The sequence below is a fragment of the Acinetobacter ursingii DSM 16037 = CIP 107286 genome (assembly GCF_000368825.1).
In the GTDB taxonomy this organism is placed as follows: Bacteria; Pseudomonadota; Gammaproteobacteria; order Pseudomonadales; family Moraxellaceae; genus Acinetobacter; species Acinetobacter ursingii.
This window is the reverse complement of the sequence record NZ_KB849715.1, coordinates 36,583-49,348: the sequence shown is the minus strand read 5'-3', so window position 1 is coordinate 49,348 and position 12,766 is coordinate 36,583. Positions and strand designations below refer to the sequence as shown.

General features: G+C 40.2%; 12 protein-coding genes. 8 read left to right on the top strand and 4 right to left on the bottom strand.

Annotated elements, in window-relative coordinates:
* Positions 1–128: 128 nt before the first annotated feature.
* The 5 genes from F944_RS03320 to F944_RS03300 all read left to right on the top strand — a co-directional run bounded on the left by F944_RS03320 (position 129) and on the right by F944_RS03300 (position 4,222).
* Positions 129–509, top strand: a complete 381-nt coding sequence (locus F944_RS03320; protein ID WP_004986901.1) for a hypothetical protein — start codon at positions 129–131, stop codon at positions 507–509.
* An 82-nt stretch (positions 510–591) separates the two neighbouring features.
* A complete protein-coding gene (locus tag F944_RS03315; RefSeq protein ID WP_004986900.1) occupies positions 592–2,055 on the top strand; it encodes an aminoacyl-histidine dipeptidase in 1,464 nt (487 codons plus the stop codon).
* 184 nt (positions 2,056–2,239) lie between these two features.
* Entirely contained in the window at positions 2,240–3,016 is a 777-nt protein-coding gene (yaaA, locus tag F944_RS03310) for a peroxide stress protein YaaA (RefSeq protein WP_004986898.1), read from the top strand.
* A 43-nt stretch (positions 3,017–3,059) separates the two neighbouring features.
* Positions 3,060–3,683 (top strand): HD domain-containing protein, encoded by a 624-nt coding sequence (locus tag F944_RS03305; protein WP_004986896.1) that lies wholly within the window; start codon positions 3,060–3,062, stop codon positions 3,681–3,683.
* Complete coding sequence (locus F944_RS03300; protein WP_004986892.1) at positions 3,680–4,222, top strand: GNAT family N-acetyltransferase; 543 nt, start codon at positions 3,680–3,682, stop codon at positions 4,220–4,222. Before F944_RS03305 ends, F944_RS03300 begins: the two co-directional genes overlap by 4 nt.
* 44 nt (positions 4,223–4,266) lie before the next feature.
* Here the strand turns inward: F944_RS03300 and F944_RS03295 are convergent, their stop codons facing one another.
* The gene (locus F944_RS03295) at positions 4,267–4,611 is read right to left on the bottom strand and encodes a hypothetical protein (RefSeq protein WP_004986891.1); all 345 of its coding nucleotides are present in this window, start codon (positions 4,609–4,611) and stop codon (positions 4,267–4,269) included.
* A gap of 180 nt (positions 4,612–4,791) precedes the next feature.
* A complete protein-coding gene (gene ahpF / locus F944_RS03290; RefSeq protein ID WP_004986889.1) occupies positions 4,792–6,351 on the bottom strand; it encodes an alkyl hydroperoxide reductase subunit F in 1,560 nt (519 codons plus the stop codon).
* A 225-nt stretch (positions 6,352–6,576) separates the two neighbouring features.
* Between ahpF and F944_RS03285 the strand changes: the two genes are divergently transcribed.
* Both F944_RS03285 and F944_RS03280 read left to right on the top strand, forming a co-directional pair.
* The gene (locus F944_RS03285) at positions 6,577–6,792 is read left to right on the top strand and encodes a DUF1653 domain-containing protein (protein ID WP_004986886.1); all 216 of its coding nucleotides are present in this window, start codon (positions 6,577–6,579) and stop codon (positions 6,790–6,792) included.
* Between the two features lie 20 nt (positions 6,793–6,812).
* The gene (locus F944_RS03280; protein WP_004986884.1) at positions 6,813–7,400 is read left to right on the top strand and encodes an O-methyltransferase; all 588 of its coding nucleotides are present in this window, start codon (positions 6,813–6,815) and stop codon (positions 7,398–7,400) included.
* 101 nt (positions 7,401–7,501) lie between these two features.
* On the opposite strand, the gene F944_RS03275 is transcribed toward F944_RS03280, so the two are convergent.
* Positions 7,502–7,708, bottom strand: a complete 207-nt coding sequence (locus tag F944_RS03275) for a KTSC domain-containing protein (RefSeq protein ID WP_004986883.1) — start codon at positions 7,706–7,708, stop codon at positions 7,502–7,504.
* Positions 7,709–7,891: 183 nt separating this feature from the next.
* Positions 7,892–8,455 carry an alkyl hydroperoxide reductase subunit C gene (ahpC, locus tag F944_RS03270; RefSeq protein ID WP_004986882.1) on the bottom strand — a complete coding sequence of 188 codons (564 nt, stop codon included), beginning with the start codon at positions 8,453–8,455 and terminating at the stop codon, positions 7,892–7,894.
* A gap of 434 nt (positions 8,456–8,889) precedes the next feature.
* Here ahpC and hrpA point away from each other — a divergent pair, with 434 nt between their 5' ends.
* Positions 8,890–12,744, top strand: a complete 3,855-nt coding sequence (hrpA, locus tag F944_RS03265) for an ATP-dependent RNA helicase HrpA (protein WP_004986881.1) — start codon at positions 8,890–8,892, stop codon at positions 12,742–12,744.
* The last annotated feature ends 22 nt before the right edge of the window (positions 12,745–12,766 follow it).

Here is a 12,766-nt window from a genome sequence, read left to right as displayed (position 1 = left end):
TTAGCAGCTAGATTGCGCTATACTGGTTAACATAATAGTGACACAGCGGTCGAGTTTCGGCTTGGCTGCTGTTTGTTTATTGCTTTATGCTAAATGACAGTGATAACTATAAATGCAGGGTGCGCAACATGAGAAAACTACAGTTTATTGCGAATTGTCCTCATCACTATGAAGGTCATGAGCTAAATGAATGCCGTATTACGCAGGAATATGTGGCTGCACTTTTATTTAAACAACTAGGTGAGTATGGCTTTGATGCCCAGCATATTGCCCATGAGCATCAAAAAGTTGAAGTGAATATTGAAAATCATCAGCTTCCTTTATCTGTAACCTGTACTCAAAAAAATGATGATGGGCAATTGATGTGTGAAATCACGGCCTATCCCAAAGAAGAACAAGACTGGTTTGAAAAAATAGAAACTCAGAGTGTGATCCGTCAGTTGGCACAGGCCGTTGAAAATAGTTTGAAATCAGATCAGACCTTTACTGCATTTGAGTGGAAAAACTAACACAACAATTATCAGTATCTCTGGAAGTTGTTGCGGTGTATATTTTTAAATATCTAAAGCCGTTGTCCAGAGTTCAATTTACATGTCACAAGTCGATTTTTCCCAACTTGCTCCAAATTTGGTCTGGAAACATTTTCAGACCTTATGCACAATTCCGCGTCCCTCAAAAAAAGAACAAAAACTACGTGATCATCTGCAAGCTTGGGCTGAACAATTAGGCTTGGAAACCTATGTGGATCAAGTCGGTAATCTGATGATTCGTAAAGCTGCAAGCCAAGGCAAAGAACACGTGACAGGTGTGGTTTTACAGGGTCATCTGGATATGGTGACGCAGGCCAACTCGGGCACGATTCATAATTTTGAGCAAGACCCGATACGACCTATATTGGAAGATGGTTGGTTGGTTGCCAAAGACACGACATTGGGTGCTGATAATGGCATTGGCGTAGCTCTGGCGCTAGCGGTACTGGAATCCGATGATATTTCTCATGGTCCAATTGAGGTTTTACTCACTGTAGATGAAGAAGCGGGCATGAGTGGCGCGAGATTACTTGAAAGTGGTGTTCTTAAAAGTAAGTGGCTATTTAATATCGATACCGAAGAATGGGGCGAGCTTTACTTGGGTTGTGCGGGTAGTCAGGATGTTGAGGTTCATCAAAAGCTAAGCTATATCGCGGCTCCTCGATCGGGATTAAAAACGGTTGAAATCTCAGTTACTGGATTGAAAGGTGGACATTCTGGCGTAGATATTCATTTAGGGCGTGGTAATGCCAATGTCATCCTGTCAAAATTTTTGCATCAGTATTTATTTGAGTTGGATGCTTATCTGGTTGAATTTAGCGGCGGTAGTGCGCGTAATGCAATTCCGCGTGAAGCCACAGCTTTGATTCTGATTGATGAAAGCCGAATAGAGACGCTACAAAAATATGTCAAAAACTATGAGAATCAATGTCTACAAAAATTAAAAGGGATTGATGATCGATTAAAAATTGACGTTGAACTTAAAGAGCAAACAGTCACACAAGCGATTCATCCTCAACAACAAACCTCGTGGTTAAGTGCTTTGGCAACTTGTCCTTATGGGGTGGCAAAAATGAGTGATGTTTTAGACAATGTAGTTGAAACCTCGAACAATATTGGCGTGGTTCAACTCAATCAACAACAAGCCAAAGCTTTGATTATGGTGCGTTCAATGGTTAATCGTGAAGCTGAACGTTTTTCTCAGGAGATTGCAGCACATTTTAATAAAGCTGGTATCGCATCTGAGTTTACACCGCTGGTTTCAGGTTGGACACCTAACCCAGATTCTGCGGCATTAAAATGTCTACAACAGGCTTATCAGACGGCTTTTAATATTGAACCGCATTTAAAAGTGATACATGCTGGTTTGGAGTGCGGCATTATTGCTGAGCATTATCCTGATTTACAAATGGTCTCATTTGGACCTGATATTCAAGGTGCGCATGCACCGGGAGAGCAGGTGAAAGTGGATACGGTCGAAAAATGCTGGAAGTTGTTGGTAACCGCATTGGAAAGTGTGAAATAAAAAGAGTGAATACGGCTCAAAATCAAGGTCATTACTTTGATCCAGAGCCGATACCTTCATCAAGTGTTTTATTTCAATTGATATTTATATAAACGATGATTGTCAACAAAATCCTAAATTCGCTTTGAGACTGAAAGTGTTATAGTCTTACTTATTATTTATTTACAGGTTTATTGAGGTTTTTATGCTTTCAGTCATTTCTCCCGCCAAGACTTTAGACTATGAAACCACATTACCAACAGATAAACACACTTTACCAAGACTACTAAATCAGTCTGAGCAATTGATTGAAGTTTGCCGTGAGCTATCAGCATCACAAATTGCCAGTCTAATGAGTGTCAGTGACAAGATAGCAACTCTAAATGCAGATCGTTTTCGTGATTGGACCGCTGATTTGTCGCTTGCCAATGCACGACAAGCCATTTATGCCTTTAAAGGTGATGTTTATACGGGCTTGGATGCATACAGTTTAAAACAGGCAGATATCGAATTTGCTCAGACCCATTTACGCATGTTATCGGGTTTGTATGGACTACTGCGTCCATTGGACTTGATGATGCCATATCGTCTGGAAATGGGAACCAAATTACACAATCCGCGCGGACATAATTTGTATGAGTTCTGGGATGATCAAATTACCCAGTTGATCATTAAAGATTTGGAACACACCAAAACTGATATCCTAGTGAATATTGCTTCAGATGAATACTATAAATCGGTCAATGAAAAACTGATTGATGCGCAGATTATCAAACCTGTATTTCTCGATCAAAAAAATGGTAAATACAAAGTGATTAGTTTTTATGCCAAAAAAGCCAGAGGTTTAATGGCACGCTTTATCATTGAAAATAAACTGGAAAAAGCACAGGACTTAAAAGCATTTAATGGTGATGGTTATTATTTTGATGCTGATAATTCCACTGAATCTGAACTGGTATTTAAACGTGATGAACAGGCTTAATAATGGTGAAACTTGCTTAAGAGTACAGCAGGAGTGATGATCGATGTGGAACGAAATACTTCATCGTTCATGGCTTCGGTTAGAGCAAAATTATCATTTTAATGATAGTCAAAATGTTCTAAACGTGTTAAAGCAGGCTTATGCTGAATCCCAACGCGCCTATCATACTTTGCAACATATAAGTGAATGTCTATTCCACTTTGAACAGGTGCAGGATTTACTTGAGGATGCCCGCGCAGTTGAACTGGCTCTGTGGTTTCATGATGCAGTTTATAATCCTAAAACTTCAGATAATGAAGCATGTAGCGCAACATTATTTCAGGATTTATTAAAAGATGATTTATCTACCGCGCTCTTAGCTAAAATTTCGCAATGGATTATTGCGACCAAACAACATTTCCCCAGTTCCGATCAGGATTTAAACCTGTTATTGGATATTGATTTGGCAATTCTAGGGGCTACATCTAAACGGTTTATAGAATATCAACAACAGATTCAATGTGAATATGATTGGGTTGATTCAGAAATTTATCAACATAAACGTAAGCAGGTGTTAACGCATTTTTTTCTGCAACAACCGTTATATCAAACGACTTTTTTTCAAGATCATTTTGAATTACAAGCCAAACAAAATCTTACACTGGCACTTGCTGGAAATCTAAAATGAATACTGGTGTATCAAGAACCATTGAAACTCCATTACGTCCATGGAGGCTTGAAACCGATCTAGAGCCTTTCTTTATCCTTAATTCTGATCCACAAGTGATGAAATATTTTCCCAGTCCTTTGACTCGTGCTGAAAGTGATGCCTTAGCACTAAAAATATTTGAATTGATTGAACAACAGGGTTGGGGATTTTGGGCGATTGAATTAAAAGAGACGCATCATTTTATTGGATTTTGCGGTTTACATTCGCAACCAGATTTATTTGATTTTTCGCCATGTGTAGAAATTGGTTGGCGGTTGGATAAAAATTATTGGGGGGAGGGGTATGCTTTTGAAGCAGCGCAGGCAGCATTGAACTTTGCTTTTACTCATTTGAAGTTAGATGCGGTAGTTGCATTTACTGCAATACAGAACAAGCCTTCAGAAAAACTGATGCAACGCTTAGGAATGTCTTTTCAATCGACATTTAAACATCCTAAGCTTCCAGAAGAAAGTCCTTTACAATTGCATGTTTTATATAAGATATTATCTCCCCAATAAAAAAATCCCGCTTTTAATGAGCGGGATTTTTTGATCAACATCAATCAGTGTTGAGTATCTTTTTTCACATCTTGTGCTGTTTTCTCTACTGAAGCAGCGGCATCGTGAGCAGCATCACGAGTTGCTGCTTCTGCTTTATCCGCAGCATGTTCAGTTGTTGCCGCTGCATGATCGGCCGCAGCATCTATTTTCGCGACTGCATTGTCTGTAGCCGCATCAATTTTTGCAGCAGCGTCAGAAGTTGCATGCTCAACATCATGGCTCGCCTGAGTGGCTGCATTTTCAAGATGTTCGCCTGTCGTTGCCCCTGTTTCTGGTGCTTTATCTTTATTACAGCCAACGAGGGCAACGGTCGCAGCAAGACCAAGAATCATCATAAATTTATTCATTTTAACTTTCCTTTTAATATGGCATCCAAAATGACTGGATGAATAAATTGTACGCATAAGAAGCAATTCATGACGATTATAATTTGTAATTAAAATGTTAAAAAATGCAATAAAAAAAAAGGCTTATCCTTCGAGGTTGGATAAGCCTATAAAATCAAGTCTGATTTTTACAACATTTGTTTAACTATTCCGAATAATATAATCAAACGCTGAAAGAGATGCTTTCGCCCCTTCACCTGTGGCAATAATGATCTGCTTATACGGCACAGTGGTACAGTCACCCGCAGCAAATACACCTGCTACATTGGTTTCGTTACGCTCGTTGATAATAATCTCACCGCGTGGACTTAACTCGACTGACCCTTTCAAGAAATCTGTGTTCGGCAATAAACCAATCTGTACAAAAATTCCTGACAGTTCAATACTGTGTTCTGTATCTGTGGCACGGTCTTTATATTTCAAAGCGGTCACCTGAGCACCATCACCGACGACTTCAGTTGAAAGTGCATGGGTGATTACAGTCGCATTCCGCAAGCTATTTAATTTGTCCTGTAACACTTGGTCTGCACGAAGTTTGGTATCAAACTCAACCAAAGTCACATGCTCCACAATACCTGCCAGATCAATTGCCGCTTCAACACCCGAGTTACCACCACCAATTACCGCAACTTTTTTGCCTTTGAATAATGGGCCATCACAGTGTGGACAATACGCTACACCACGAGTCGCATATTCCTGTTCACCCGAAACGCCCATCTTTCTCCAGCGCGCACCTGTCGATAAAATCACGGTTTTCGATTCAACTTTGGCACCATTTTCCAGTTCAACTTCCACCAGACCTGAAGCAGTTTGATCGGCACCGACAATTTTACTGACACGTTGCAGATTCATAATGTCCACATCGTACTCACGTACATGTTTTTCCATATCCGCAGCAAACTGTGGACCTACAGTTTTTTGTACAGAAGTAAAGTTTTCAATGTCCATGGTGTCCATGACCTGACCACCAAAACGCTCTGCGATCATGCCTGTACGAATGCCTTTACGTGCTGCATAAATCGCCGCAGTACCGCCCGCAGGACCCGCACCGACCACTAATACATCAAAAGCCTGTTTGGCATTAATTGCCGCCGCATCTTTTTCAGCAGCTCCACTGTCCAGTTTTGCCACAATTTCTTCTAAGGTCATACGACCTTGACCGATATGATTGCCATCTTGGAATACCATCGGAACTGCCATGATTTTGCGTTGTTCCACTTCATCCTGGAAGAAGGCACCATCAATCATGGTCGCAGTGGTATTGGGGTTATAAATCGCAATTAGATTCAGTGCCTGAACCACATCTGGACAGTTATGACAGCTCAAAGATACAAATACATCAAAGTCTGCTTTAAGATTCAAACCTTTAATCTGGTTGAGCAGCTCATCAGAGACTTTCGGGGCATAACCTGAAGTTTGTAATAAGGCTAAGATCAATGAGGTAAACTCATGACCCATCGGTAAACCCGCAAAGAACACACGTGGTTGTTCACCGACTTTGGCAATACCAAAACTTGGACGGCGTGTATTTTGACCATCAAAACGGGCCGTGACTTGATCAGAGAGTTCCGCAATTTCAGTAACCAATTCTTTGATTTTGGCAGCTTTGTCTGAATCATCCAGAGCAGCGACCAATTCGATAGGACTTTCTAAACGTTCTAAATAGGCTTTTAACTGAGTTTTGATATTTTGATCTAACATAATCAAGCTCCAAAGGAGAAAATTTTTAACTTGTTGAGAATATTACGATAAAACTTCAAATAGGTGAAACAGTATGTTTTTATAATTTTAATCGGTTTATTGAATAAACGGATTGTAATAAAAATCACGCTTTATTGATTCATACTTAGTGAAAATCACTTTGTTATATAAATGACATCTTGAGATGAGATAAGATGATCAACCTTATACTTAAGGAATATCAGCATGAAACTACAGGCAGGAATCTATCAACATTATAAAGGTAATCTTTATCAGGTTTTTCATGTGGCTAGACATAGTGAAACAGAAGAAGAGTTGGTCGTTTATCAATGTTTATATGGTGATTATTCTATTTGGGTAAGGCCTTTGACCATGTTTATTGAAACGGTTGATGTGGATGGTCAGCCAGTACCGCGTTTTAATTTTCTTCATCAAGTTTAAAAAGCTCTAAAGGTGAGTGTATGCTAAATCGTGAATTTTTATTGCGTCTATCCGAATTATACGATGAGTTTCAACAACACGATGCCAAGCAGTCTGATCGTCTTCAACGTTTTCGGAATATCGAGCCGGATTCCGCGCAATTTCTTTCGATGCTAATTCGGACGCAACAATCCAAATCTATTTTAGAAATAGGCACATCGACAGGTTATTCAACTTTATGGTTAGCTGAAGCAGCACAGGCAACTGGGGCAAACATTGTTACACTCGAAATAGAAGAAAAACGCAGCCAACAGGCAAAAAACTACGCGCAGGAACTCAAACTGGACACAGTTATTGAGTTTTGGGTGGGAGATGCCGCTCAATATTTACAACAAGCCCAAACCACCTTTGATTTTATTTTATTGGATGCAGAGCGAAGTTATTATCCAAATTACTGGAATGATCTTAAGCGTTTAATGCGTAAAAACGGTGGAGTCTTGATGGTGGATAATGTGATTTCCCACGCGGCTGAGGTCAAAGCTTTTTTAAATATGATTAAACAGGATGGGGATTTTTTAACCAGTACCATTTCATTCGGCGCAGGTTTGTTTATGGTGGTGGCAAAATAAACGATCAAACGGGCGTGTATGGCAAGGTGACTCAGCTTAAATAAACACGATCGTGCCTTGCCTAAAGATAAAGAATGTGTCGTATAAAAAATTGTTGAGATTTAAAAAATCGACAGTCGACTAAAATGTAAATCAAATTCTAAATATTTCTGCACAAAAGCGGTTTTATCTTGTGAGCGCAGTAAATTGTCATAAATAAATTCTGGTACGGGGTGATACAGTTCACCTTTGCCATTATTATAAAAAATTTTTAGATAACGTGAAGCCGCATTGTATTTCCAGGAAGTGACGGCAACCAATTTTTCCATAGAATTCTCCCCTAAAGGTGAGCAGCATACGATAAAAGATCGTGCTACTCATTTGAACATTAATGTAATTGATGCTGCACCTATAGATGAGAATTGTAAAAGTTTAATTCATGATAAATTAATCACTTAAAATGAAAGAGCCACCCAAAAGGGTGGCTCCAGATCTATTTAAAATCTAAAGAATTAGATTTTACCAACTAGATCAATTGAAGGTGCTAGAGTTGCGTCGCCTTCTTTCCATTTTGCAGGGCAAACTTCACCTGGGTGAGAGTGAACGTATTGCGCTGCTTTTACTTTGCGAAGAAGTTCTTGCGCATCACGACCAATACCACCTGCATTGATTTCAACGATTTGGATTTTACCTTCTGGATCGATTACGAAAGTACCACGGTCAGCAAGACCAGCAGACTCAATCAGAACTTCGAAGTTTTTAGCAAGTGCCCAAGTTGGGTCGCCAACCATAACGTATTGGATTTTTTTGATTTCTTCAGAAGAATCATGCCAAGCTTTATGCGTGAAATGAGTGTCAGTTGAAACTGAGTAGATTTCTACGCCTAATTTTTGGAATTCAGCATAGTTGTCTGCAAGGTCACCAAGTTCAGTTGGGCAAACAAATGTAAAATCAGCTGGATAGAAGAAAACAACAGACCATTTGCCTTTAAAGTTTGCTTCAGAAACTTCAACGAATTGACCGTTGTGATATGCAGTTGCTGTGAATGGTTTAACTTCTGTATTAATTAAGCTCATCATTTTCTCCATGATTGAGGTTTATATTTAAACTCTAAAATTCTGATTTAGCATAAAGAATTTTATTTTATTGAGGAAATGGTATTTTTGCATGATTAGAATCGGAAAAACTAATAATCCTGTAAAATGACCATCACCACATTATGGTTTCCATCATTTCAGCGCAAAATTATGATCTGAAAATGACAATCGCCTATAAATTTGATTTGCATTAGAACATGCAGGCGATTGAGAAAAAATTCAAGGTGAAAATGTAAAAAACAATGAATTTGTCAGAAATAAACCAGTTCTTTCATCATTGTTGCAACCCTCTTTATTTTTCTCCCAAAGAAAGAAATAAAAGGGACTGATGAAAGAAGCCTAATGGCTTTCGTTATCAGGTTATACCGCGTAAAATAGATCGCTTGTTTATCAATATTTAGGAAATTTTATCTGTGCAGCGTGATTTAGATGTAAATCAATGGGTGATGGTGCGTGATCGACATCGTTTAAATCGACTAGGCAAAGGTAAAGAAAAAAATTTAGAGCAATATCAACAATTATTCGAAAAATCAAATGCTCAGGTGAAAGCGCGAATTGCTCGTTTTCCCAAAATAAAACTCAATCAGGATTTGCCTGTCACGCAATATGCGGATCGTTTGATTGACGCCATCCAACAGCATCAAGTGATCATTGTGGCGGGTGAAACAGGTTCGGGTAAAACCACCCAGTTGCCTCAGATTGCGATGTTGGCACGGCGTGGTGCAACAGGCATGATTGGTCATACTCAGCCTCGACGTTTGGCAGCGCGGAGTGTCTCACAACGGATTGCAGAAGAAGTCGGGGAAAAACTAGGAGAATCGATTGGTTTTAAAGTTCGTTTTAATGAACAGGGTTCCAACGATTCCATCGTTCGGTTAATGACCGATGGTATTTTATTGGCAGAGCTGGGACATGATCGCTACTTAAATAAATACGATACGATTATTATCGATGAAGCACATGAACGCTCGCTGAATATCGATTTTATCATGGGCTATCTCAAGCAGATTTTAAAAAAACGTCCAGATCTAAAAGTCATCGTGACCTCGGCAACTTTGGATGTCAATCGCTTTAGTCGTTATTTTAATGATGCCCCAATTTTTGAAGTCGAAGGGCGTAGTTTTCCAGTCGAAGTGCGTTATCGCCCAATTTCGGAACTCAGTATTGGAGGTAGTGATGACGACGAGTTTGATGATTTTGAAGAAAATTTGCCACGTGCTGTGGTACAAGCGGTCGAAGAATGTTTCGCTGATGCCGAAGAGAAGGGGCATCCTGAACATGCCGATATTCTGATTTTCTCTAGTACCGAACAGGAAATTCGAGAGTTACAGGAAACCTTGCAAAAACACGGCCCACGTCATACTGAAATTTTACCGTTATATGCACGTTTAGGTCTGGTTGAGCAACAGAAGATTTTTAGTCCAAGCGGTAAAGGTCGGCGCATTATTATCGCCACCAACGTGGCTGAAACTGCGTTGACGGTACCGAATATTCGTTACGTGATTGACAGTGGTTTTGCGCGTATCTCCCGTTATAGCTACCGTTCACGGGTTCAACGGCTACCAATTGAAGCGATTTCCCAAGCAGCCGCCAATCAGCGTAAAGGACGTTGTGGTCGTATTGCACCTGGGGTTTGTATTCGTCTTTACAGTGAAGAAGATTTTCTCAGTCGTCCTGAATTTACCGAACCTGAAATTAAACGGACTAATCTAGCGTCAGTGATTTTGCAAATGCAAAGTCTGGGCTTGGGAACCGTTGAGGAATTTGATTTCATTGAACCGCCTGATCATCGTTTTGTCAATGATGGGCGTAAACTTCTGGTTGAACTTGGTGCGATGAACGAGCGTAAACATGAGTTAACCAAAGTTGGACAAATGATGTCACGCATGCCGATTGATCCAAGATTGGCTCGAATGATTGTCGGTGGTTCTCATTTCGGTGTACTCAATGAAATTTTGGTCGTGGTCAGTGCGCTAGCGGTACAAGATCCGCGTGAACGTCCCGCAGACAAACAAATGCAGGCGGATCAAAAGCATGCTTTGTTCCGTGAAGCAGATTCAGACTTTCTGTTTTATTTAAAACTTTGGGATACTCTGCAAAATAATCCTGACATGGCAACGGAAAATAAACGGCGTCAATTTGCCCGTCAGCATTTTTTAAGCTGGTTGCGTTTACGTGAATGGAAACAAACCCATGCGCAATTGGTCGATTTAGCGCAAAGTATCAAACTGTCTTTTAACGATAAAAAAGCCAGTTATGAAAATTTACATCGTGCATTACTCACGGGTTTATTGTCTTTTGTGGCCAATAAAACTGATGAACGTAATATTTATATGGCAGTGCGTCAGCAAAAAGCCAAAGTCTTTCCTGCCAGTACTTTGCACAAATCTAATACGCCGTGGGTGATGGCCTTTGAAATGGTGGAAACGTCTCAGGTGTATTTGCGTACACTGGCCAAGATTGATCCCGAATGGATTTTGCTCGCGGCGCGTGACTTGTTGAAATATCACTATTTTGAGCCACACTGGTCGAAAAAAGCGGGAATTGTGCAGGCCTATGCCCAGATTTCTTTGTTCGGTTTAATTATTGAACCGAAACGTTTAATTAATTTTGAAAAAGTCGATCATCCAGCAGCGCGTGAAATTTTTCTCAGAGATGCATTGACGACTGGTCATCTGGGCATCATGCCGCCATTTTTAAAACATAATTTACTCAAACTTGAAGAAGTCGAACGGGTTGAGGACAAATTACGCCGACGTGATCTGGTGGTCGATGAAGAAACGATTTATCAGTTTTATGCAGAACGTGTGCCTACTGATATTGCCAGTCGAAGCAGTTTTGAAGATTGGCGCGCGACGATTGAGCCCAAACAGCCGCGTTATTTATTTGTTGAAGATGATGCGCTTTGGCAAAGTGATCGACCCACCACGCAACAATTTCCTGATTATTTACACAACGGTGATTTACGTTTAGCGACTACTTATCGTTTTGATCCAAGTCATGATCAGGATGGTGCAACCGTTAAAATTCCTGTGCAGGCTTTAGCCCAAGTTGACGAAAATTTATGGTCGTGGGGCATTCCGGGATGGCGGCTGGATTTGATCGAGGCCTTACTCAAAGCCTTACCCAAAGACAAACGTCGACATTTAGTCCCGATTCCAGATACCGCTAAAAAACTGATGCAAAGTGTCGATGCAACCCATTTACGCGAGCATATTTTTAAGTTTCTGGCGTTTGCGCTACGTGGTGAACAGATCACCGAAAAAGATTTTTCTTTTGAACGTATTGACCAATATCTGGTGCCTTTTATCTTAGTCGTTGATGAAAAAGGTCGAGTGATTGAAAAAGGTCGCGATTTAGCTGAATTAAAAGCACGTTGCCGTACTGAAACCCATCGTCCGGTCAAACAAATGCAAGGCGAGTTTAAAACTTTCCCAGAAAGCTTTGTGTTTGAAGCATCACAGAAAGTCACAGGCGTGGTGGTCAAGCAATATCAGGCTTTAGTTCCAGTCAAAAAGTTTGCTGAATTGCAACAAAAAGATGAATCTGGCGTGGTGATTCAAACTTTTAATGATCAGGCTGAAGCAATCAGACAGCATCGAGAAGGGATTATTGGTTTAGTGCATATGCAACTGGGTGATCTGGTCAGACAGTTGAAAAAGCAAATCTCTAAACCATTGGCTTTGGCTTATTCTCCTTTGGGGGATAAAGCCAAACTTGAACAGATGCTGGTCTATGCGACATTGCAACTGAGTATCGATCAACTGCCAGTCAATCAGGCTGAGTTTCAGCAATTATTACAGGACGTTAAGCAGACGTTTTTAACGCATGGGCAACAGGCGCTTCAAGTCATTTCGGATATTTTTATTCAGTGGCAAAGCATACGCCGTCAACTCATGATGCTAGATACCGAGATTTTTGGACGCAGTATCGATGATATTGAAGATCAACTGGATTTGATGCAACTCAGTGATTTTGTTTATACCCGTAGCTCAGAGGTCTGGCTTGAATATCCACGTTATTTAAAAGCATTGTTGATGCGTCTGGAGCGTTTGCCGAATAATTTGCAACGTGATGAAGCTGCAATTAAAGACGTTGATCCATGGATGGATAAACTATTTAAGTTTAAAAACAATCCTCAAATTAAAGAGCTATACTTTATGGTAGAGGAATTTCGAATTTCCTTATTTTCTCAACCGATGAAAACCAAGATGCCTGTTTCTCCCACTCGGCTACAAAAACTATGGGAAAAACAAGGAATCGGTTAGAATACTTACATTCTTAACAAGG